At 73.4% G+C, this 20,764-nt stretch carries 23 protein-coding genes and 1 tRNA gene; 19 read left to right on the forward strand and 5 right to left on the reverse strand.

Annotated elements, in window-relative coordinates:
* Nucleotides 1-10 precede the first annotated feature (10 nt).
* From ACNAW0_RS01120 to ACNAW0_RS01135, 4 genes are all read left to right on the forward strand, one after another.
* On the forward strand, nucleotides 11-649 hold the full coding sequence (locus ACNAW0_RS01120; RefSeq protein ID WP_416285741.1) for an FtsB family cell division protein: 639 nt from the start codon (nucleotides 11-13) through the stop codon (nucleotides 647-649).
* A 156-nt stretch (nucleotides 650-805) separates the two neighbouring features.
* Complete coding sequence (locus ACNAW0_RS01125) at nucleotides 806-1,363, forward strand: DUF501 domain-containing protein (RefSeq protein WP_416285742.1); 558 nt, start codon at nucleotides 806-808, stop codon at nucleotides 1,361-1,363.
* A 1-nt stretch (nucleotide 1,364) separates the two neighbouring features.
* Nucleotides 1,365-1,874, forward strand: a complete 510-nt coding sequence (locus ACNAW0_RS01130; protein ID WP_416285743.1) for an amino-acid N-acetyltransferase — start codon at nucleotides 1,365-1,367, stop codon at nucleotides 1,872-1,874.
* 135 nt (nucleotides 1,875-2,009) lie between these two features.
* Nucleotides 2,010-2,939 carry an exopolyphosphatase gene (locus ACNAW0_RS01135; protein ID WP_416285859.1) on the forward strand — a complete coding sequence of 310 codons (930 nt, stop codon included), beginning with the start codon at nucleotides 2,010-2,012 and terminating at the stop codon, nucleotides 2,937-2,939.
* 12 nt (nucleotides 2,940-2,951) lie between these two features.
* Here the strand turns inward: ACNAW0_RS01135 and ACNAW0_RS01140 are convergent, their stop codons facing one another.
* Complete coding sequence (locus ACNAW0_RS01140; protein ID WP_416285744.1) at nucleotides 2,952-3,608, reverse strand: hypothetical protein; 657 nt, start codon at nucleotides 3,606-3,608, stop codon at nucleotides 2,952-2,954.
* A 211-nt stretch (nucleotides 3,609-3,819) separates the two neighbouring features.
* On the opposite strand from ACNAW0_RS01140, the gene ACNAW0_RS01145 reads away from it, so the two are divergent.
* The 10 genes from ACNAW0_RS01145 to ACNAW0_RS01190 all read left to right on the forward strand — a co-directional run bounded on the left by ACNAW0_RS01145 (nucleotide 3,820) and on the right by ACNAW0_RS01190 (nucleotide 12,567).
* Nucleotides 3,820-4,152, forward strand: coding sequence for a PadR family transcriptional regulator (locus ACNAW0_RS01145; RefSeq protein WP_416285745.1), 333 nt, complete (start codon nucleotides 3,820-3,822; stop codon nucleotides 4,150-4,152).
* Entirely contained in the window at nucleotides 4,149-5,159 is a 1,011-nt protein-coding gene (locus ACNAW0_RS01150) for an HAAS signaling domain-containing protein (RefSeq protein ID WP_416285746.1), read from the forward strand. Before ACNAW0_RS01145 ends, ACNAW0_RS01150 begins: the two co-directional genes overlap by 4 nt.
* A gap of 204 nt (nucleotides 5,160-5,363) precedes the next feature.
* Entirely contained in the window at nucleotides 5,364-6,050 is a 687-nt protein-coding gene (locus tag ACNAW0_RS01155) for a dienelactone hydrolase family protein (RefSeq protein ID WP_416285747.1), read from the forward strand.
* Between the two features lie 34 nt (nucleotides 6,051-6,084).
* Nucleotides 6,085-6,786 carry a uracil-DNA glycosylase gene (locus ACNAW0_RS01160; protein ID WP_416285860.1) on the forward strand — a complete coding sequence of 234 codons (702 nt, stop codon included), beginning with the start codon at nucleotides 6,085-6,087 and terminating at the stop codon, nucleotides 6,784-6,786.
* Nucleotides 6,787-6,806: 20 nt separating this feature from the next.
* Entirely contained in the window at nucleotides 6,807-7,547 is a 741-nt protein-coding gene (locus ACNAW0_RS01165; RefSeq protein WP_416285748.1) for a DUF4129 domain-containing protein, read from the forward strand.
* Entirely contained in the window at nucleotides 7,544-8,140 is a 597-nt protein-coding gene (locus tag ACNAW0_RS01170) for a hypothetical protein (protein ID WP_416285749.1), read from the forward strand. Before ACNAW0_RS01165 ends, ACNAW0_RS01170 begins: the two co-directional genes overlap by 4 nt.
* A complete protein-coding gene (locus ACNAW0_RS01175; protein WP_416285750.1) occupies nucleotides 8,140-9,147 on the forward strand; it encodes an AAA family ATPase in 1,008 nt (335 codons plus the stop codon). The genes ACNAW0_RS01170 and ACNAW0_RS01175 overlap by 1 nt, the downstream gene beginning before the upstream one ends.
* Nucleotides 9,147-10,508: a DUF58 domain-containing protein gene (locus tag ACNAW0_RS01180; RefSeq protein ID WP_416285751.1), complete on the forward strand. Its 1,362-nt coding sequence runs from the start codon at nucleotides 9,147-9,149 to the stop codon at nucleotides 10,506-10,508. Before ACNAW0_RS01175 ends, ACNAW0_RS01180 begins: the two co-directional genes overlap by 1 nt.
* A 55-nt stretch (nucleotides 10,509-10,563) precedes the next feature.
* Nucleotides 10,564-11,136 (forward strand): hypothetical protein, encoded by a 573-nt coding sequence (locus ACNAW0_RS01185; protein ID WP_416285752.1) that lies wholly within the window; start codon nucleotides 10,564-10,566, stop codon nucleotides 11,134-11,136.
* A 69-nt stretch (nucleotides 11,137-11,205) separates the two neighbouring features.
* Nucleotides 11,206-12,567 carry an NAD(P)/FAD-dependent oxidoreductase gene (locus ACNAW0_RS01190; RefSeq protein WP_416285753.1) on the forward strand — a complete coding sequence of 454 codons (1,362 nt, stop codon included), beginning with the start codon at nucleotides 11,206-11,208 and terminating at the stop codon, nucleotides 12,565-12,567.
* Nucleotides 12,568-12,604: 37 nt separating this feature from the next.
* Here ACNAW0_RS01190 and ACNAW0_RS01195 read toward each other — a convergent pair whose 3' ends face one another.
* On the reverse strand, nucleotides 12,605-14,425 hold the full coding sequence (locus ACNAW0_RS01195) for a hypothetical protein (protein ID WP_416285754.1): 1,821 nt from the start codon (nucleotides 14,423-14,425) through the stop codon (nucleotides 12,605-12,607).
* Nucleotides 14,426-14,527: 102 nt separating this feature from the next.
* Between ACNAW0_RS01195 and ACNAW0_RS01200 the strand changes: the two genes are divergently transcribed.
* The 4 genes from ACNAW0_RS01200 (at nucleotide 14,528) to ACNAW0_RS01215 (ending at nucleotide 16,877) form a co-directional block, all read left to right on the forward strand.
* Nucleotides 14,528-14,611 (forward strand) — tRNA-Leu (locus ACNAW0_RS01200).
* A gap of 104 nt (nucleotides 14,612-14,715) precedes the next feature.
* Nucleotides 14,716-15,552 carry a Bax inhibitor-1/YccA family membrane protein gene (locus tag ACNAW0_RS01205; RefSeq protein ID WP_416285755.1) on the forward strand — a complete coding sequence of 279 codons (837 nt, stop codon included), beginning with the start codon at nucleotides 14,716-14,718 and terminating at the stop codon, nucleotides 15,550-15,552.
* A 121-nt stretch (nucleotides 15,553-15,673) separates the two neighbouring features.
* The gene (locus ACNAW0_RS01210) at nucleotides 15,674-16,432 is read left to right on the forward strand and encodes a Bax inhibitor-1/YccA family membrane protein (RefSeq protein WP_416285756.1); all 759 of its coding nucleotides are present in this window, start codon (nucleotides 15,674-15,676) and stop codon (nucleotides 16,430-16,432) included.
* 124 nt (nucleotides 16,433-16,556) lie between these two features.
* On the forward strand, nucleotides 16,557-16,877 hold the full coding sequence (locus ACNAW0_RS01215) for a hypothetical protein (protein ID WP_416285757.1): 321 nt from the start codon (nucleotides 16,557-16,559) through the stop codon (nucleotides 16,875-16,877).
* Nucleotides 16,878-16,913: 36 nt separating this feature from the next.
* On the opposite strand, the gene ACNAW0_RS01220 is transcribed toward ACNAW0_RS01215, so the two are convergent.
* From ACNAW0_RS01220 to ACNAW0_RS01230, 3 genes are all read right to left on the reverse strand, one after another.
* On the reverse strand, nucleotides 16,914-18,176 hold the full coding sequence (locus tag ACNAW0_RS01220; RefSeq protein ID WP_416285758.1) for an acetyl-CoA C-acetyltransferase: 1,263 nt from the start codon (nucleotides 18,174-18,176) through the stop codon (nucleotides 16,914-16,916).
* A 108-nt stretch (nucleotides 18,177-18,284) separates the two neighbouring features.
* Nucleotides 18,285-19,082 carry an SGNH/GDSL hydrolase family protein gene (locus ACNAW0_RS01225; protein WP_416285759.1) on the reverse strand — a complete coding sequence of 266 codons (798 nt, stop codon included), beginning with the start codon at nucleotides 19,080-19,082 and terminating at the stop codon, nucleotides 18,285-18,287.
* 135 nt (nucleotides 19,083-19,217) lie between these two features.
* The gene (locus ACNAW0_RS01230; protein ID WP_416285760.1) at nucleotides 19,218-20,258 is read right to left on the reverse strand and encodes an SGNH/GDSL hydrolase family protein; all 1,041 of its coding nucleotides are present in this window, start codon (nucleotides 20,256-20,258) and stop codon (nucleotides 19,218-19,220) included.
* Nucleotides 20,259-20,399: 141 nt separating this feature from the next.
* On the opposite strand from ACNAW0_RS01230, the gene ACNAW0_RS01235 reads away from it, so the two are divergent.
* Nucleotides 20,400-20,756, forward strand: a complete 357-nt coding sequence (locus ACNAW0_RS01235) for a YkvA family protein (RefSeq protein ID WP_416285761.1) — start codon at nucleotides 20,400-20,402, stop codon at nucleotides 20,754-20,756.
* Nucleotides 20,757-20,764 lie beyond the last annotated feature (8 nt).

A 20,764-nucleotide genomic window follows, 5' to 3' on the forward strand; every position in this document is an offset into this window, starting at 1 on the left:
GGGTGTGACGATGCAGCAGCGCCGCACACCGGGTGGTCAGCGTCCCGCCCGCCGGCCCGGTCAGACCGGCCGGCCGGGCGCGGCCCGGATCCGGTCGTCGGTCCGCGACGCCGGCGTCCGGGCCGAGCCACGCGCCGCCGGCCGGTCGCCCGGCGCCATCCGCGGCGTCGATGGCGTACGCCCCGCGAGCCGTCCCACGGCCGCTCGGCGTACGGCGGCCGGCGGCACGGTCAAGCGGCTCACCGCACCCCAACCCCGGCGCGTCACCGGGCGTGCCACCGTGCTCTTCGCGGTACTGATCGCGCTCGCCCTGGCCTACACCTATCCGGTCCGGGTCTACCTCGACCAGCAGACGGACATCGCTCGGATGGAGGCCTCCCAGGCGGAACAGCGCAAGGAGATCGAGGATCTCTCCGCCAAGGCGGCCAAGTGGCAGGACCCGGCGTACATCGAGGCGCAGGCCCGGGAGCGCTTCTTCATGGTCCGGCCGGGAGAGACCCCGCTGGTGGTGCTCTCCGACCCGGAGGGAGCCGCGAAGGACGCCAGCAGGGGCGCGCAGCCGGGCCCGCCGAAGCGGCCCGACCCCTGGTACGACACGCTGTGGTCGAGCGTGCGGGCGGCCAACGCCGAGCGCCCCGAGAAGAAGTGACCACCCCGAGCACCCACCCGACGAGAGACAGGCACCGCGAGTGCGAGGAGTGAGCCGGGTCTGCGAGCCCCGCAGTCGCGAACGAAAGGCGACACCGTGAGTGCGAGGAGTGAGCCGGGTCTGCGAGCCCCGCAGTCGCGAACGAAAGGCGACACCGTGAGCGTCGTACCACCGCAGGATCCGGCGGCGGATTCCGTACCCCCGCCCGAGCGGCAACCGGCCACCGAGGCCGACCTGGCCGCGGTGGCCGCGCAGCTCGGACGCCCGCCCCGCGGCACCCGGGCGGTGGCCCATCGCTGCCCGTGCGGCCTGCCCGACGTGGTGGAGACGACGCCGCGGCTGGCCGACGGCACCCCCTTCCCGACGCTGTACTACCTGACCTGCCCGCGCGCGACGGCGGCGTGCAGCCGGCTGGAGTCGGCCGGGCTGATGAAGGAGATGGCCGAGCGGCTGGCGACCGACCCCGAGTTGGCCGCCCGCTACCGGGCCGCGCACGAGGACTACCTGGCCCGGCGGGAGGCGATCGGCCAGGTGCCCGAGATCGCGGGCATCTCGGCCGGCGGCATGCCCGGGCGGGTGAAGTGCCTGCACGTCCACCTCGGGCACGCGCTCGCCGCCGGGCCGGGGGTCAGCCCGTTCGGCGACGAGACCCTGGCGCTGGTGGAGAAGTGGTGGGCCACCGGCCCGTGCGTGGACGTCCCGACGGCCGAGTGAGATGATCATCGACGAGATCGTGGTCCGCCGGGCCCGCACCTCGGATGTGCGCGGCATCCGGCGGCTGGTCGACACCTACACCGACGATCGGCGGCTGCTCAGCAAGGCCACCGTCACGCTGTACGAGGATGTGCAGGAGTTCCGGGTGGCGGTGGCGCCGGACGGCACGGCGGTCGGCTGTGGTGCCCTGCACGTGATGTGGGAGGACCTGGCCGAGATCCGTACGGTGGCGGTCGACCCGGCCTGCCGGGGGCGCCGGATCGGGCACCGGATCGTCGGCGAGTTGATCGAGGCGGCGCGCGAGCTGGGCGTGGCCCGGATCTTCGTCCTGACCTTCGAGACCCGGTTCTTCGGCTCGTTCGGCTTCCGCGAGATCGACGGCGCGCCGGTGCCGCAGCCGGTCTACGAGCAGCTGCTCCGCTCGTACGACGAGGGCGTGGCCGAGTTCCTCGACCTGGAACGGGTCAAGCCGAACACTCTCGGCAACTCCCGGATGCTGCTGCGCCTCTAAAGGCCGGCGGGTCAGCGGGGGGTTGCGGCAAGTCGGCCCGTTCCGGCTGCTTGACACCGCCGCTGCCGCACGTTGAGTCGATCATGGCACTCGGCCGGTTCGGGCTGCCGTAGGGTTGCTGCCGTGACGACGCGCGTGGCTGCCATCGACTGCGGGACCAACTCGATCCGACTGCTGGTCGCCGACCTGCCTGGCCCGGACGCCGGCCCGCAGGCGCCGCTGGTGGACCTGTGTCGCCGGATGGAGATCGTCCGGCTGGGCCAGGGTGTCGACCGGACCGGCCGGCTCGCGCCTGAGGCGATCGAGCGGACCCGGGTGGCGCTCGCCGACTACGCGGCCGAGATCGAGAAGTTCGGCGCGGAGCGGGTGCGGATGGTGGCCACCTCGGCGACCCGGGACGCCGCCAATGCCGCCGACTTCCGCACGATGGTCGAGCAGACCCTCGGCGTGGCGCCCGAGGTGGTCACCGGCGACGAGGAGGCCCGGCTCTCGTTCACCGGCGCGGTGCGCGGGCTGCCCGCCGACGCCCAGCCGCCGTACCTGGTGGTCGACATCGGCGGCGGCTCGACCGAGTTCGTGGTCGGCACCCGCGACGGCAGGGTGCAGGCGGCCGTCTCGGTGGACATCGGCTGCGTCCGGATGACCGAGCGGCACCTGCACGGCGACCCGCCGAGCCGGAACGAGATCACCGCCGCGCAGGCGGACATCGCCGTGGCGGTGGACCGGGCGCTGACGGTGGTGCCCGGGCGCGAGGCCGCCACGCTGGTCGGGCTCGCCGGATCGGTCACCACCGTCGTCGCCATCGCTCAGGGCCTGGGGGAGTACGACCCGGAGCGCATCCACCACGCCCGGGTCTCGTACGACCAGGTCGCGGAGGTCACCGCCGACCTGCTCGCGAAGAGCGCCGCGCAGCGGCTGGCCATCCCGGTGATGCACCCCGGCCGCGCGGACGTGATCGGCGCGGGAGCCCTGGTGCTGCGGGTCATCATGGAGCGCGCCGGCATGCCGTCCGTCGTCGCATCCGAGCACGACATCCTCGACGGCATCGCGTGGAGCCTCGCGTAGACCGTCAACCGGTCACCGCGACGCCTGGCGCGGCCATTCCGAGGACTGCCCGAGCCGGTCTCCGGAACCGCCGGACGTGCCTGCCCAATCCGAACCGCTGGTCGCGTTCGAAGCGCCGGCCCGAACCAGTTCCGGCTCGGACGTGCTGCCTGACGTGCTCAGGCCGAGACCGTCCACGCCGAGCGGGCGGTTTCGTGGCGCGGCGGGCGCGAGGACCTCGTCGGGCATCACCACGTGAGAGTCGGCGTCCGACCGCTGCCAACGGCCGGCGCTCACCACCGCGACGAGCAACAGCGAGCCCACCAGCAGTGCCGTCCCGGTCCGGACGGGGGCCGCCAGGTCGACCTGGTGGCCGCTCAGGGTCACCTTGTGGTTGAGCAGTTTCAGCGTCGAGGTCGGGTTGACCAGCAGGCCCAGGTAGGTAGCCGAGTAGGCCAACCCGGCCAGCGTCGCGCCCAGCGGGGAGATCCGGAGCGTGGCGATGAGCCCGAGCAGAAGCCCGGCGGCTGCCAGCACCAGCGCGGGCTTTACGAAATCACCGCTCTTCAATGCGCTCGCGTCTTGCGCGTCTGCGAACGCCTGCGCCGTCCGGCTCTGGCCGAGGGCGAAGAGGATCCAGGCCAGCGGGCCTACGATGGCTGCGGCGATCAGGGTTCCGAAGTGTCGCATTCAGGCAAGTTATCGATCGTCCTCCGAGATCAGCAGGTCTCATAAGCGAAACTTAAGCGCCGGCACAGAATGGGTGCCGCTGTAGCGCGAATTCCGTGACGCTGCGGGATTCGCGGGTGACGTAGCGCGACCTGGTCTCACCGAATGGCAGTCAAGCGGCGCGCTACTGTCTGCTTGACGGTACTGTGTAATCCGCAGTACCGTGCCAAGTGTGGATACGACGCAGCTCCTCAAGGGCGTGCTCGACCTGGCCGTCCTCGCCGTGCTCAGGGACGAGGACGGCTACGGCTACGACATTCTCCGCCGGCTGCGCGAGGCCGGCCTGGAGGAGGTCGGCGACGCCTCGGTCTACGGCACCCTGCGCCGGCTCTTCGCCGCCGGCCTGCTGACCACGTACGTGGTGCCGAGCGAGTCCGGCCCGCACCGCAAGTACTACGCGCTCAACGCCGCCGGCCGTGACCAGCTCGCCCGCTCCGGCAAGACCTGGCGATCGTTCGCCACCACCATGAACGCACTGCTCGATGATCGGGGGATGGCGGCATGACCGTCACTGGGCAGGAGATCGCGGACTACGTAGACCGGGTGCGGGCGGCCCTCGCCGACCTGCCACCCCATGTCCGCGACGAGCTGACCGAGGACCTGCCGGAGCACCTGGCCGAGGTGGCCGCCGAGACCGGTGGCGCGCTGGTTGATCGGCTGGGCACCCCCGAGGCGTACGCGGCCGAGCTGCGCGCCGCCGCCGGCGCGGACGGCCGCACCGAGCGGTCGTCGTTCGACCATCGGCTGGCCGCCGCGCGGAACTGGGCCGGCGCCCGGCTGCGCGCCCTCGACACCCGGCTCGGCCCGCTGCTCGGGTACGCCACGGCAGGCGAGTTCCTCCGGCCGCTGCGCCCGGCGTGGTGGCTGGTCCGCGGCTGGCTGGCCGCGCTCCTGATCTCCGGCGCGCTCGGCGAACCGTCCGGGTTGCTGCCCCGGCTCAGCGGCAGCGTGCTGGCCGGCCTGTTCCTGCTCGCCGGCACGATCCTCGCCTCGGTCTGGTTGGGCCGGCGCTCCGTCGACCTCCGGGGCTGGCGGCAGCGGCTGCTACGCCTCGGTACGGCCGCCCTGCTGCTTCTCTCCCTCGCCACGCTAATCAACGTGGACCAGCACGCCAGCTCGAACGAGTTCGGCTACCACGAGGTCTCGGTAGGCAGCCCGTACGACTCGATCGAGGACGTCTTCGTCTACGACCAGGAGGGACGGCTGGTGCCCAACGCCCAGCTCTTCGACCAGAACGGGGTGCCGATCCGGCTCGGCTGGCCGACCTGTGTCGACCGGAGCGGCACCGTGCCCGCGCCCCGGAACGCCTACCCTTACTGTCCCGACCAGGCACCCTTCGGGCCGCCCGCGCCCGCGCCGACCGTCGACGCGTCGCCCACGCCGACCGACAGCAGGCCGGAAGCGCCGAGCGAAAGCAGGCCGGCCGCGCCGACCGGAAGTGCACCGGTGGCGCCGACCGGAAGTGCACCGGTCGGGGCGCCGGAGCCGGCCGCGCCGGAGCCGACCCGCTGAACTCGTCCGAGGGGCGCCCGTCGACCGACGGGCGCCCCTCGTCACGTACGTCATCGACGGAGTGGGTGGGGCGATGCGGCGAGCGGGAGGTGAACGCCACTGTTTCCGCGTCTTCCCCGCGCCGGTGAGGCCGTGGCACGCTACCCGCACGTAACACCACTGTGCGACCAGCCGATGATGACTGACCGCTAGGAGGACGGGTCGATGGGCGAGATGGTGAGCTTCACCGGCAACGGGGGGACCAGCGAGGGGTATCTCGCGATACCCTCCGACGGTGCGGCCAGCCCGGCGGTCATCGTCATCCAGGACTGGTGGGGCCTGGTGCCCCACATCCAGGCGGTGGTGGACCGCTTCGCGGAGGCCGGCTTCGTCGCCCTCGCGCCGGACTTCCGCCACGGCGGCCCGGCCAGCAAGCCCAATGAGCCCCGGCAGATGCTGAACAGCGTGCAGATGGACGAGGCGGCCACGGACATCGCCGCCGCCGCGGAGTACCTCGCCGGCCGCCCCGAGGTCGCCGGCAAGATCGGTTGCGCCGGGTTCTGCGCCGGCGCCAGCCTGGCCCTCTGGTCCGGGACGTTCTCCGAGCGAATCGCCTCCACCGCGGGCTTCTACCCCCGCCTGCCCTGGGACGGCATGCGGACGGACTGGACCGACTACGCGGACAAGGCGGCGGTCATCCACTGCTCGGAAGCGGACGGCACGTCCGCCGCCGACGGGGTGCAGAGCGTACGCCGGGCCATCGAGGCCGCCGGGGGTGCCTGCCAGACGTACGACTACCCGGGCACCGCGCACGCGTTCTTCAACGAGGACCGCCCGGAGCACTTCGACCAGCGGGCCGCCGCCACGGCCTGGGCCCGCACGCTGGAACTCTTCCGGGCCCGGCTTGGCTGAACCGCGTACCCCCCAGGAGGTGGTCGTCCGCGCCATGCGGGCGACCGACCTGGCCGACCTCGACGGCGCGGTGAGCAACTGCTTCGCCTGCCCGCGCCTGGTCTCGTGGCGGGAGGAGGTCGCCCGGACGAAGCGGGCGGCCTTCCTTCATCAGGAGTACTGGGGACGGCCGGTGCCGGGCTTCGGCGCGTCCGACGCCCGGATCGCCATCCTCGGCCTGGCGCCGGCCGCGCACGGCGGCAACCGCACCGGTCGGATCTTCACCGGTGACCGCTCCGGGGACGTGCTCTTCGCGGCGCTGCACCGTGCCGGGCTCGCCAACCAGCCGACCAGCGTCGCCGTCGACGACGGCCTCACCCTGCGCGAGACCCGCATCTTCTCCGCCGTGCGCTGCGCACCGCCGGACAACAAGCCCACCCCGGCGGAGCGGGACACCTGCGCGCCGTGGCTGCACCGCGAGGTCGCGCTGATCCGGCCCACCCTGCGGGTCGTGGTCGCGTTGGGCGCGTTCGCCTGGGCTGCGTGGTGGCCGGTCCTGCGCAACGTGTACGGTCAACGACCGCCCACACCTCGCCCCGCCTTCGGCCATGGGGCACACTGGTCCGACACGTCCGCACCGGCGCTTCTCGGCTGCTATCACGTCAGCCAGCAGAACACCTTCACCGGGCGGCTGACACCAGCGATGTTGGACGACGTGTTCGCCCGGGCGAAACAGCTGGCCGGGGTGGACGACTGAGGATTGCCTAGGGCGGTGAGATGGACCTCGGCGTGCTGCGCAGGTGGTGGCCGGTCGCTGCGGTGGCCCTGCTGCTCGCCGTAGCCGCGCTCGCCGCCGGGCACTCCACGATCGGCGCCAGTCGGATCCCGCCCATCTCGGACACCATCCCGTACGTGCCGGAGTACCCCACCGCCGAGCCCGCGCCCTCGATCCCGGTCGAGCCCCGGGACGTGGGCCAGCCGACCTCCGGCGGGATTCCCGGGTGGATCCTCACCGCCGCGATGGTCGTGCTCGGCCTGGCCATGCTGGTCGCCGTCGGCTACCTGGTCTGGACGGTGGTCAGCGGGGCGCTGCGGCGGACCACCCGGGCCGTGCCTGCGCAGCGGGCCCGGCGTACGGCCGAGGGCACCGCCCGGGAGGTGGTGGCAGCCCTGGACGCCGGCCTGGTGGAGTTGGACGACCGGTCCACCGACCCGCGGACCGCGGTGATCGCCTGCTGGGTCCGGCTCGAGGAGGCCGCCGAGGAGGCGGGCGTGCCCCGGCTCGCCGGAGACACCTCCACCGACCTGGTCAGCCGGCTGTTGCGCGGCGATCCGGCCGCCGGCGTACCGGCGATCGCCAGCGCCGACGTGCTGGACGGTTTCGCGCGCGTCTACCGCGAGGCCCGGTACGCCACCCACGCTGTCGACGAGCGGATGCGCGACCAGGCCCGGGCCGCGCTGCAACGGCTGCGCGGCGAGCTGACCAGCCTGGCGGCCGTCGGCGAGGTGCCGTCATGACCGACTGGAGCGAGCGCACCGGCACCAGCATCGACGACCTGCTGTCGTTCGACGAGCCCGCCGGCGAGGCCACCCGGGCGCGGCGCGGCCGGCTGCGCTGGGTGCCGCGTACGCTCGCGGCCACCGCGGCGGCCGTGGTGGTGGTCGTGGCCGGACTGCGCGCGGTGGGCCTGCAGGTCTCGCTCTGGATCATCGTGGCGGGCGTGCTCGCCCTGCTCGCCGTACGCCGAGTCACCGCCGCGCTGTCGCCCCCGCCGCCGCTCCCGTCCGGCGGCGGTGCCCCCGCCGGCGAGGAGCCGGGAGCCTGGAACTGGGCCGCCCAGGACGCGCTGCGCACCGCGATCAACGGGTGGGAACGCCCGCTGGACTGGTGTGCCGGCGACCGCGAGCGGTTCACCACCCGGGTCCTGCCCCGGCTCGGCGAACTGGCCGACGAGCGGCTGCGCCAGAAGCACGGCGTGACCCGCGAGTCCGACCCGGCCCGCGCCCGCGCCCTGCTGGGAGAGCCGCTGTGGGCGTTCCTCGGTACGCCATCCCGCCCCCCGTCGCCGCGCCAACTCGCGGCGATCGTCGCCGAACTGGAGAAGCTGTGATGAACGACGTGGACCGGAGCATGCCTCCCGCCGAGGTGGGCCGGCTGGCCCAGGCGGTGCTGGACGCGGTCGGCACGGTCGTGGTCGGCAAGCGGGAGGCCCTGGAACTCGTCCTCGCCGGCATCCTCGCCGGCGGCCACGTGCTGCTGGAGGACCTGCCCGGCCTGGGCAAGACCCTGACCGCGCGCTCGTTCGCGCAGGCTCTCGGGCTGGACTTCCGCCGCCTCCAGTTCACCCCGGACCTGCTGCCCGCCGACGTCACCGGATCCTTCCTGTACGACCAGCGCAGCGGCGACTTCTCGTTCCGCGCCGGGCCGGTCTTCACCAACCTGCTGCTCGCCGACGAGATCAACCGGACCCCGCCGAAGACGCAGTCCGCGCTGCTCGAGGCGATGCAGGAGAAGCAGGTCTCCGTCGAGGGCGTGACCTACCGGCTGGACGAGCCGTTCCACGTGCTCGCCACCGCCAACCCGATCGAGTACGAGGGGACCTACCCGCTGCCGGAGGCCCAGCTCGACCGGTTCCTGCTCCGGGTGTCGTTCGGCTACCCCGACCACGAGGAGGAGTGGGACGTGCTGCGCCGGCGGATCGCCCGCCGCCGGGAGGAGGCCGAGATCAAGCCGGTGGTGGACGCCGGAACGCTGCGCGCCATGCAGGCCGCGCTGGAGGACGTGGTCGTCGAGGACTCGATCGGCCGGTACATCGTGGCGCTGACCGCGGCCACCCGGGAGCACCCGTCCGCGCTGGTCGGCGCCTCGCCGCGCGGCTCGCTGGCGCTGCTGCTGCTGTCCCGGGTCCGGGCGGTGCTCGCCAACCGCGACTACGTGGTGCCGGAGGACGTCAAGGCGGTGGCCGTACCCGCACTGGCCCACCGGATCACCCTGCGCCCGGAGATGTGGCTGCGTCGGGTCGACCCGTCCTTCGTCGTCGGTGAGGTGCTGGCGGCCACGCCCGCCCCGGCCAGCGGCGCGCTGCCCAGTTACGCGGCCGCGCCCGCCGGGCGCTAATGGCCGACCGTCACGAGCCGGCGAGCGGCTGGACGCCCACCTGGGCGCTCGGCCGGGCCGTGCTGCTCACCGGGCTGCTGCTGATCGCGGCCGTGCTGCTCGGCCGGATCGACCTGGTCGTGCTGGCCACGCCGCTCGCCCTGGGCACCGCGTACGGGCTGCGCCGCCGACCCACCACGCTGCCCGAGCTGGAGATCGCCACCGGGGACGCGCAACTGGTCGAAGGCACCCCGATGGCCGCCACGGTCGCCGTCGCCAACCCGGACACCGTGTCGTACGACCTGGCGGTGGTCCGGACCCGGACGTCGCGCTGGCTGCGGGTGGAGAAGGCCGGCTTCGGCGGGACCGGGGTGGACGTGAGCCGGTCCGGGGCCGATCGCCCCTTCGTCACCTCGGTACCGTCCGGCACCGCCGTCGACCTGGAGCTGACCGGGACGGCGCTGCGCTGGGGCCGGCACCCGGTCGGCCCGGCCGGGGTGCGGGTCGCCGCCGCCGACGGGTTGCTCGTCTCCCGGGCCGTGATCACCGAACCGGTCCGGATGCGGGTGTATCCGATGACCGAGCCGTTCGACGCGGTGGAGGCGATGCCCCGCGCCGCCGGGCTGGTCGGCGCGCACCACTCGCGCCGGCCGGGGGAGGGCGGCGAACTGGCCGGCGTACGGGTCTTCGCGCCCGGGGACCGGCTGCGCCGGATCGACTGGCGGGTGTCACTGCGGGCCCGGCAGCTGCACGTGGCGGCCACCCTCTCCGACCGGGACGCCGAGGTGGTGGTGCTGCTCGACGTGCTGGCCGAGGCGGGGGGTTCCGGCGGCTTCCGCGGCCCGGCGTCGGTGCTGGACACCACGGTCCGGGCCGCCGCCGCGATCGCCGAGCACTACCTGCACCGGGGCGACCGGGTGGCGTTGCAGGAGTACGGCTCGGCCGCCCGCCGGCTGCGCCCGGCCACCGGGCGCCGGCAGTACCTGACCGTGCTGGAGTGGCTGCTCGACGTGCGGGCCGAGTCCTCCCCGCACGAGCCGTACGACCAGGTTTTCGGCCCCCAAATGCTCTCCTCGGACGCGTTGGTGGTGGTGCTCACCCCGCTGCTGGACGAGCGGTCCGCCCAGATGTTGGCCAGGATGGCACGGGGTGGGCGGTTCGTGGTGGCGGTGGACACCCTGCCCGCCGATCTGCCGATGCCGAAGGACCGTGGCTGGGCCGAGGTGGCGTACCGGCTGTGGCGGCTGGACCGGGACACGATGATCGGCCAGCTCCGCGAGCACGGCGTGCCGGTGGTGCGTTGGGCCGGCGCCGGCAGCCTAGACCAGGTGCTGCGGGACGTGGCCCGCCTGGCCACCGCCCCCCGGGTGGGAGTTCGGTGAGCGCGAGGAATGCAGCGGAGCGGAGTCCCGCAGTCGCGAACGAAGGCGGGCGCAGATGAACGACCTCCTCGAAGGACTCAACGAGCGGGTTCATGCGCTGCGGTACGGCGTCCGCCGAGTCAGCCTCACGCCGCTGCTGGTCCGCGTCGGCATCTTCCTCACCGTTTTGGTCGGTTTCCTGCTCGCGTACCCGGTGGAGGCGTTCACCCCGCGGTCGCTGCTGGCCCTCGCGGTGGCGGCGGTGCTGCCGGCGGCCGGGCCGCGCCGGGTCTGGCCAACCTTCGCGGCGCTGGTCACGGTCGGTGGCTGGCTGCTCGCCACGCTGGGCTTCGACCGATCGCCGGCGCTGTGGCGGGTGCTCGCCGTGGCCGCCCTGCTCTACCTGGCGCACACCCTCTGCGCGCTCGCCGCGCTGCTGTCGTACGACGCGGTGGTCGACCCGGACCTGGTGGTCCGGTGGCTGGCGCGGGCCGGCGTCGTGGTGCTGGCCAGCGCGGTGCTCGGCATCGTGCTGGCCTGGCTCGGCGGGGTCGGCGGGAGCCACGGCTTCCAGGCGGCGACCGTGGCCGGTCTGCTCGTCGCGGTGGCGCTCAGCGCGTTGCTCGGCTGGCTCCTGCGTCGCAGATAACGGAACACCTCGGGAGGTTGCGCAGGTCACAAGGATTGTGCTGAGTCACAGAAGGGGGTCTCGAAAGGGATGAGGCGAGCCGCCCGGGGAAAGATAGATGGCGTGAACCCGAAGCGGATCCTTGTCGTGGGTGCCGGGCACGTGGGCTTGTACGCCGCTCTGCGCCTGTCCAAGAAGCTGAGCTCTCGTGAGGCCGAGGTCGTCGTCGTCGACCCTCAGCCGCACATGACCTACCAGCCGTTCCTCCCCGAGGCTTCCGCGGGCAACATCTCGCCCCGGCACGCTGTGGTGCCACTGCGGCGGGAGCTGCGCCGGTGCACGGTCGTGGCCGGCGCGGTGACCCGGATCGAGCACGACCGGAAGACCGCGATCGTCCAGCCGATCAGCGGCCCGACCCGCGAGATCCAGTATGACCACGTGGTGGTCGCGCCCGGCTCGGTTTCCCGCACCCTGCCGATTCCCGGCCTCCACGAGCACGGTATCGGGTTCAAGACCATCGGTGAGGCCGTTTTCCTGCGTAACCACGTGCTGGACCGGCTCGACGTGGCGGCCGTGACGACCGACCCGGAGGTCCGCCGGCGCGCGCTGACCTTCGTCTTCGTCGGCGGCGGCTACGCCGGCATCGAGGCGCTCGCCGAGATGGAGGACATGGCCCGGGACGCGCTGCGCTACTACCCGGAGCTGGAGCCGGAGGAGATGCGCTGGGTCCTGGTCGAGGCGACCCAGCGGGTGCTGCCCGAGGTCGACCGGGACATGGGCGCCTATACGGTGCAGCAGTTGCTCAAGCGGAACATGGACATCCGGCTGGACACCCGGCTCGAATCCTGCGTCGACGGGATCGTCAAACTCTCCGACGGCGACAGCTTCGCCACCGACACCATCGTCTGGACGGCCGGCGTCAAGCCGTCGCCGATGCTGGACGCGACCGACTTCCCGCGCGACGAGCGCCGCCGGGTCACCTGCGTGCCCACCCTGCAGATCGTGGACGGCGACCGGGTGGTCGAGGGCGCCTGGAGCGCGGGCGACTGCGCCGCGGTGCCGGACCTCACCAAGGAGCCGGGCAATTTCTGCTCGCCGAGCGCACAGCACGCGGTGCGGCAGGCCGCCCGGATGGCCGACAACATCGTCAACGTGATCCGCGGGCGGGAGCCGGTCAACTACAAGCACAAGCACGCGGGCAGCGTGGCCAGCCTCGGCCTGCACAAGGGCGTGGCGCAGGTCTACGGCGTCAAGATGACCGGCTGGCCGGCCTGGTTCATGCACCGCACGTACCACATGTCGCGTATCCCGTCGTTCAACCGCAAGGTCCGGGTTGTGGTCGACTGGACGCTGGCGTTCTTCCTCAAGCGTGAGGTGGTCGCGCTGGGCCAGCTGCACGACCCGCGTGAGGAGTTCGCCGAGGCGTCCGCGTCGGTGGGCGCGCGCCGCTGATCACAGCCACCAAGAGCAACCACGGGCCGGACCCAGGTCAGAACCGCCAGGTCCAGGCGTCGGCGACCCGGGTGCCCGGGCCGAAGAGCGCCTGCAGGGTCCGACGCAGGGCCTCCGCGTGCGGTGCGTCGTCGGCCAGCGCCACGCATGAGGCGCGCCAGAAGCTGACGTCCCGGACGGCCTGCTGGCGCTGCTCGTCGCCGATCGGCGCCGGCAACCCCCGCTCGGCGACGTCGGCCAGCAGGGCGGAGGTGGGGCGCTGATAGGTGCCGACGGACGGCCGGCCGTCGTCGCCGTACGGGCCGATGAAGAAGCCCTCCGGCATGCCGAACGCGGCGTTCGCGGCGGTGGCCCAGCGCATCGGCGAGGGCTCCGCCGGGGTGGCCGCCGGCACCGGGACCAGCACCCCGCCGGGGCGTACGCACTGTCGCCAGTGGCCGGCGGTGACGAACTCGGGCAGCGCCGGCCGGGGTGTGGTCGGCAGCGGCGCGGGAAACACGCTGAGCAGACCCAGGCCGACGGCCACCGGCACCAGCCGGCGGGCCCGGCCACGGCCCACCAGGGCCCGATCCACGGCGAGGGCCAGCACCGCCCCGGCCAGCGGCAGCACCGCGAGGCCGAACCGCGTCGGCAGCGCGCTGTCCACCACCGGCAGCCCGTCCAGCAGCCCGTACGGGGTGGGCAGCCCGGTCCGCTCGCCGGCGACCAGCACCTCGGGGCCCAGCGACAGGCCGCCCATGGCCAGGCCCGCGGCCACGCAGGCGACCACCACCGGGCGGCGCCCCAGCCAGATCGCGCAGGCGGCGGTGACCAGCAGCAGGGGCCAGCCGAGGAAGGTGTTGAACTCGGCCGGGCCGGTGGTCAACCGGGACGCGGCGTCGCTGCCCAGCACGGAGAGCGGGGAGAAGGTCGTCCAACTGATCAGGTCGGCGGCGTAGTGGCGCGGGTCGAACGGCCCGTCGGAGACGGCCTGCGGCCCGGCGAACTGGTACCACAACGGGTACGCGAGCACGCACCCGGCCAGGCCGGCGGCCATCGTCAGCCCGCCGCCGAACGTGGGCAGCGCCCGACGTGGCAGCCTCTGGTCGGCCAGCCCGTACGCGACGGCCGCCACCAGCAGGGTGAGCGCCGTGAGGAGGAGCACCTCCTCGCCGATGAAGAACTGTGCGACGACCGCAAGGGCCAGCCCGACCGCCGAGGTGGCCAACCGTCGGCGGTCCGGCCCGTCCGTCGGGCCCGTCGGTTCGGCGGCCCGGAACAGCCGGACCACCAGCCAGACGATCACCGGTACCAGCCACTGGGCGGTCATGTGCAGGTGGGCGTTGCTCTGCGAGACCATGCCGGGGCCGAAGCCGCAGAGCGCCGCGCCGAGGCCGGCGGCGAGTGGGTGGGCGCGCAACGCGCGGGTGAACAGGAGATACCAGGCGATCGCGGTGCCGGCGAGATTGCCGCCGGCCAGCAGGGCGAAGGTGACCGGTGCCCCGAACGTGACCGTGACCGGGGCGAGCAGCACCCCGAGCGCGATCACCGTGGTGTTGGTCAGCAGGTTGACCCCGTCCGGGGCGTTGAGCCGGTCGGTGAGCAGGCTGAAGTCGCCCAGCAGGGCGCGCGAGTCGACGGCCAGGAACCACTCGTAGAGGGTCTGGTCGGCCGGGTTGAGCGCGAGCACCCGCTGGCCCGGGGCCGGCCACAGGCCGTGCGTGAGCCACCCGGCGAGCAGGACGAAGAGCAGCCCGGCCAGCAGGTCCGCGCGGTGCCGGGCCGCAGTGGCCAGCAGGCGGCCCGCCCGGCCCGGACGGGCGACCCCCGGTTCGAGGCGGACCGCCTGGCCCTGGCCCGTGCGGGCGGCACTGGTCACGGCTTCGACCATAAGGGCGGGTCCCCGCCGGCTAGGCCAGCTCACCCCGCAACGGTTACGGTGAGACCTGCACCGCCGCGTTTCGCCGCGCCGGTGTCACCCGCCCGGGTGGTGGAACGGCAGACACGGCCGCCTTAAAAGCGGCTGCCGCGAGGCGTGCGGGTTCGAGCCCCGCCCCGGGCACCAGACTCTCAGCTTTCCCACAGCTTCACCCCGGACACGGGGTGCGCGTCCCGTCTACCCTGGAGTTGCACGTTCACGTGCATCGACCCCCCGAGGGAGGCCTGAAAGTGAAGACCACGAACCCGGTGCTGTCCCGGTTCGGCCACGCCGAACGTGAGCGGACGGCCGGGTACGCCCAGCCCGGGCCGTACGGTCAGCCCGGATACCCGCAGCAGTACCAGCCGTACCCGCAGCAGCAGTACGCGACCGGTTACGACACCCCGGTGACCCCGGCCACCGCGGCCCCGATGACCCTGGACGACGTCGTCGTCAAGACGGTCACCATGCTGGCGATCCTCGGCGGCGCCGCGGCGGCCACCTGGGTCCTCGTCCCGGACCAGCTGCTCGGGGCGGCCTGGCTCGGCGGCGCGGTGGTCGGCCTGGTCCTCGGCCTGATCATCTCGTTCTCCCGGATGGCGAACCCGGCCCTGGTGGTGGCGTACTCCGTCATCGAGGGGGTCTTCGTCGGTGCGGTGAGCAAGACGTTCGAGTCCTTCTACGACGGCATCGTGCTGCAGGCCGTGGTGGGGACCTTCGGCGTCTTCTTCGTGATGACGATGCTCTACAAGGCACGCGTCATCCGGGCCACCCCGAAGTTCACCAAGATCATGATCGCGATCATGGGTGGCCTCTTCGCCACCATGATGATCAACCTGGTGCTCTCGCTCTTCGGCGTCAACACCCACCTGCGCGACGGCAGCGGGCTGGCCATCGTCTTCAGCCTGGTCTGCATCGTGGTGGCCTCGCTGAGCTTCGTGCTCAACTTCGCGAACATCGAAGAGGGCGTCCGGATGGGCCTCCCGCAGCGGTACGCCTGGACCGCAGCCTTCGGCATCGTGGTCGGCCTGGTCTGGCTCTACCTGGAGGTGCTGCGCCTGCTCAGCTACCTCCAAGGCGACGACTGACCGCCGCTCGACCTGCGACGCCCGCCTGCCGCGACCGCGGCGGCGGGCGTCGTCGTTTCTTCGCCGCCGCGCATCCGCCCCGGGCAGAGTGGAAGCCGGATACGTCGGCGAGGAGGTCGCGGTGCGAAGTACCAACCCGGTGCTGACCCGACTGGACGACGTTGGCCGGACCGAGCATCAGGTACTCGGCCTGGGTGCCGCCGACACGATGACCGTGACCGACGTGGTCAGCCGCACGGTCGGCCTGCTGCTGCTCACCGGCGCCACCGCGGCAGCCGCCTGGGTGCTCGTGCCACAGGCGGTGTGGATCCCGGCGGCGTTGGCCGGAAGTTCCCTGGCCAGCCTGGCGCTGCTGCTGTTCATCTCCTTCAGACAGGTCACCAACCCGCCCCTGATCGTCGGGTACGCGGTGCTCCAGGGGCTGCTGCTCGGGGTTGCCAGCCGGGCCTTCGAGCTGGTGTACCCGGGCATCGTGGTGCAGGCGGTGATCGGTACCTTCGGCGTCTTCCTCGGCATGGCGCTGCTCTACCGGGCCCGGCTGGTCCGAGCCACCCCGCGGATGGTCCGGCTGGTCGCGGGCACGCTGCTCGGGATCCTGGTGCTCAGCCTGGTCAACCTGGTCACCTACCTGATCACCGGGCGGCAGGGAGTGGTGGTCTACGGCCTGGCCGCGCGGGTGGGCTGGCTGCCGTACCTCTTCTCGGTGGTGGCGATCGTCGCCGGCGCGTTCAGCTTCATCCTCGACTTCGACCTGGTCGAACGGTCGGCCCGGGCCGGCCTGCCCCGCCGGTACGCCTGGTACTGCGCGTTCGGACTGCTGGTCGGCTTGATCTTCCTGTACTGGCAGATCCTCCGCCTGCTCAGCTACGTCCGACGGTGACCGTACGACAACTCCAGCTCGGCGCGTCTGCCGCCGCGCCGCGACCTGGAGCCGTCGTCGACAACTTCAGCTCGGCGCGTCTGTCGCCGCGCCGCGACCTGGAGCCGTCGTAGACTCGGCCGCGATGGGCGCAGCGGAACTGGACCGGGCGGTGGAGCTACTGGTCCGCCAGGTCGGGCACTGGCAGCAGCCGCGCTGGTCGGCATCGGCCGAGGGCGGCAACGTCTCCCGGGCCGACCTGGTGCACAAGCTGGTGCAGGAGATCGCCAACCTGGCGGCGGACGCGGAGGGCGAGCCGCGCCGGGACGTACCCCGGCTCGGCAGCGACCTGGTGCTGCCCGACCAGCTCCGGGTGGTCGCCGCCGACCTGGTGGCGGCCGGCCCACCGGAGTCGGTGCTGGCCGAGGCCGCCGCCGCGGTCGCCAAGACCCGCTCCGTGCTGTAGGGCGACAAGCCCGAGCCCGGCTGGCGTGGGACCGGCTCAGCTCAGCCGTTCGAGTACCATCGCCATGCCCTGGCCGCCGCCGACGCACATGGTCTCCAGGCCGATGGTCTTGTCGTGCCACTCCAGGGCGTTGAGCAGGGTGCCGGTGATCCGGGCGCCGGTCATGCCGAACGGGTGCCCGACGGCGATCGCGCCACCCATCACGTTCAGCTTCTCCTCGGGGATGCCGAGCTGCCGGTACGACGGGATCACCTGCGCGGCGAACGCCTCGTTGATCTCGACCAGGTCGACGTCGTCGATGGTCATGCCGGCCCGCTCGAGCGCCTGCTTCGACGCCTCGACCGGGCCGAGCCCCATGATCTCCGGGGACAGCGCGGTGACGCCGGTGGAGACGATCCGGGCCAGCGGGGTGAGGCCGAGATCCTTCGCCCGCTGGGCGCTCATCACGATCACGGCGGCGGCGCCGTCGTTGAGCGGGCAGCAGTTGCCGGCGGTGATCCGGCCGTCCGGGCGGAACACCGGCTTCAGGGTGGCGACGCCCGCCATGGTCACCCCCGGGCGCGGCCCGTCGTCCGCGCTGACCACGGTGCCGTCCGGCGTGGTCACCGGGGTGATCTCGCGGGCCCAGAAGCCGTTGGCGATCGCCTTCTCGGCCAGGTTTTGGCTGCGCACGCCGAAGGCGTCCATGTCCTCGCGGGTGATGTCGTAGACCTGGGCGAGGTTCTCCGCGGTCTGGCCCATGGCGAGGTAGATGTCGGGGAGTTGGCCGGCCTCGCGCGGGTCGGTCCACACCTCGGCGCCGCCCTGCGCGCGGGTCGCGGAGCGCTCGCGGGCCACCGCGAAGCGGGCGTTCTCCCAGCCGCCGCCGACCAGCGCCTGCGCCTCGGGCGGCAGGGCGTCGGAGTTGCCCCGGGCGTACCGGGAGACGGTCTCGACGCCGGCGGAGATGAACACGTCGCCCTCGCCCGCCCGGATCGCGTGCATGGCCATCCGGGTGGTCTGCAGCGACGAGGCGCAGTATCGGGTCAGCGTGGCGCCGGGCAGGCCGTCCAGGCCCAGCAGGATGGCGACCACCCGGGCCAGGTTGAAGCCCTGCTCGCCGCCGGGCAGCCCGCAGCCCAGGTAGAGATCGTCGATCGTGGTCGGGTCGAGCGCGGGCACCTTGTCGAGGGCGGCCCGGACGATGGCGGCGGTGAGGTCGTCCGGGCGGACGTCCCGGAGGGAACCCTTGACCGCGCGACCGATGGGGGACCGGGCGGTGGCGACGATGACGGCGTCGCGGGGCGACTCAATCGGCATGGGCCAACGCTAACTCGCGGGTAACTTGTGACGGAAGCTGGCCGCCGGGCGGGAAATGTCACGCCCAGCGCCGGGCTCGGTGGTGCCGGGCCGCGGCCGTCGCCGGGCTCAGTGGTGCCGGGCCGCGGCCGTCGCCGCCGCCTCGACCGCCGGCAGCAGGGCGTGCGCCCAGACCCGGTAGCCGTCGGCGGAGGGGTGGTAGCCGTCGTGGCAGAGCGTCCCCGCGTCCGCCCGGAAGACCGGGCCGGTCTCGGCGGCCAGGTCGACGACGCTGGCGCCGGCGTGCAGCACGGCCGAGGTCTGGGCCCGGGCGATCCGTCGCCCCGACCAGGCGAGCAGGTGCCGCAGCGGGGACGCGACCGCGCGCACCGCGCCGAGGTCGGGGCAGGTGCCCACGACCACCTCGACGTGCGCCTCGCGCAGCCGGTGCACCGCCGACCCGAGGTACGCCGCGGCGTCCGCCGGCCGGGCCAGCGCGGTGGCGTCGTTGGCCCCGATCAGGATCACCGCCACGTCGGGCCGCTCGCCGAGCAGGGCGCGAGCCACCTGGGTGGCCAGGTCGGTGGCGCGGGAGCCCGACACCCCCACGCTGGACAGCTGCACCCGCCGGCCGGTACGCCCCTCGGCGAGCAGCTGGGCCAGCTGGCCGCCGACGGTCTCCTCGAAGCGGTCCACGCCGACGCCGAGCGCCGAGGAGTCGCCGAGCAGCACCAGCCGCAGCGGCGGGGCGTCGGCCCGGCCGACCGTGGCGCGCAGCGCGAGGCCCAGCTCGGGCTGGGCGTACTGGCGGCTGCGGGCGGCGATGGCCTGGCCGGCGAGGATCGCCGCCCCGCCCACCGTGCCGGCCACCAGGGACAGGGCCGCGGCGCGGCCCAGCCGGGCCACAAGCTCATTACGCTGCGTCATGATGGCACCTCCCCAGTTCCGGCGGCGCGGGCCGGTCCGCTCGCGGCGCCGACCGCTGCCGCCGAGGCTCGCCGAATGGCGCCGACGTGAGCGTGACCCGCGTTGTGCCTGCTGATGATGCCCCCACCGCCCCGCTCACGCCAGCCCCTCAAGGGTCGGAGACTCGGTGGAACCGGGCTGCGGCACCGCGCCGACACCGAAGAAGGCACGCCGCCGAAGCTGTGCCCAGCGTCCGCCGGGCCCGCCGTCGCGGCCCCGGACCTGGATGCCGCTGACCTCGGTGCCGGCGTGCCGGGCCGCCTCGTGAGCCGCCTCGGGGAGCGACCGTACGCCCTGGGCGGCACGCGAAGGGCGGCGTTCCTGGCCGGCGCCGAGCGCGGAGAGCAAGGTGGGCAGCAGCGCCGCCGCGGCGACCGCGTACCCCTCGGCGGACGGGTGGAACCGGTCCCAGGCGAACATCCGGGCCGGCTCCGCGGCGAACCGGGGACCGAGCAGGTCACCGAGGGAGACCGTCCAGCCGCCCGCCTCGACCACGGCCACCGTCTGGGCGGCGGCGAGCTGGCGGCTCCACCGGCGGGCCAGCCAGCGCAGCGGTGGCTGGATCGGCCGGATCGCGCCCAGGTCGGGGCAGGTGCCGACGACCACCTCGCACCCCGCGGCGCGCAGCTTACGCACCGCGTCGACAAGGTAGCGCACGGCCACGGGCGGCGACGTGCGGTTGGTGACGTCGTTGCCGCCAATCAGGATGGCCGCGATGTCCGGATCGACCTCCAGGGCCGACTCGACCTGCGGCCTCAGCCCCGCCGACAGGGCGCCCACCACGGCGAACCGGTGCACTCGCACCGGCCGGTGCAGCCGGCGGGTCAGCCCGGTGGCCAGCAGTGCGCCCGGCGTCTCGCGGCGGCGGTGCACGCCGTAGCCGGCGGCCGAGGAGTCGCCGAGGATCACCATGGTGACCGGCGGGCCGGGGAGCTTCGCGCCGTACACTCCGTCGCAGCGCGGCGGGGGCGCCTCGGCCATCGGGATGATGCGCCTGGCCTGCCGGGCCTGGCCGAGCAGCAGGCCGCCGGTCGCGGCGGTGGCCGCCACGGTGGCGCCCGTGCCGATCGCCGCCAGGCGGGCGATCCGCCGGAGGTCCCGCCAGCCGGCGGGTACGACGGAGCCAGCGTCCCCCATGAACCGACATTATCGCGCCGCACCGACACCCCGCTCTTCCGAGATTGCTCGGCTGGGAATCGACGGTTCCGGGTACCTGTTCCGACAGGTGGCGCACTTGCGCCGAGGCCGCATGCTGGTGGGCGGAAAGGGGCGAAGAGGATGGCAAAGACGTTGAAGCGGAGCGCGGCCTTCGCCGCGCTGGCCCGGGCGCTGATGGCGGGGGCGCGGGGCGGTCCATCGCTGGGCGCGCGGCTGGCGGCACTGCCGCGGATGATCCGGGCCACCGCGAAGGGCCAGTACGACGGCGGCCTTCGGCTGGCCCTGATGACCGCGGCCACGGCGTACATCGTCTCGCCGATCGACCTGATCCCGGAGTTCCCGCTGGGGCTCCTCGGCCTGGCCGACGACGCGGTGATGGTCAGCTGGCTGGCCGGCAGTGTGCTCGCCGAGACCGAGCGGTTCCTGGAGTGGGAGGCGCGTCGCAGCTCGTTCATCCCGGGCCATGTGGTGCCCTGACGGCACGT

Source organism: Micromonospora sp. SL1-18 (genome assembly GCF_047921505.1).
GTDB lineage: Bacteria > Actinomycetota > Actinomycetes > Mycobacteriales > Micromonosporaceae > Micromonospora.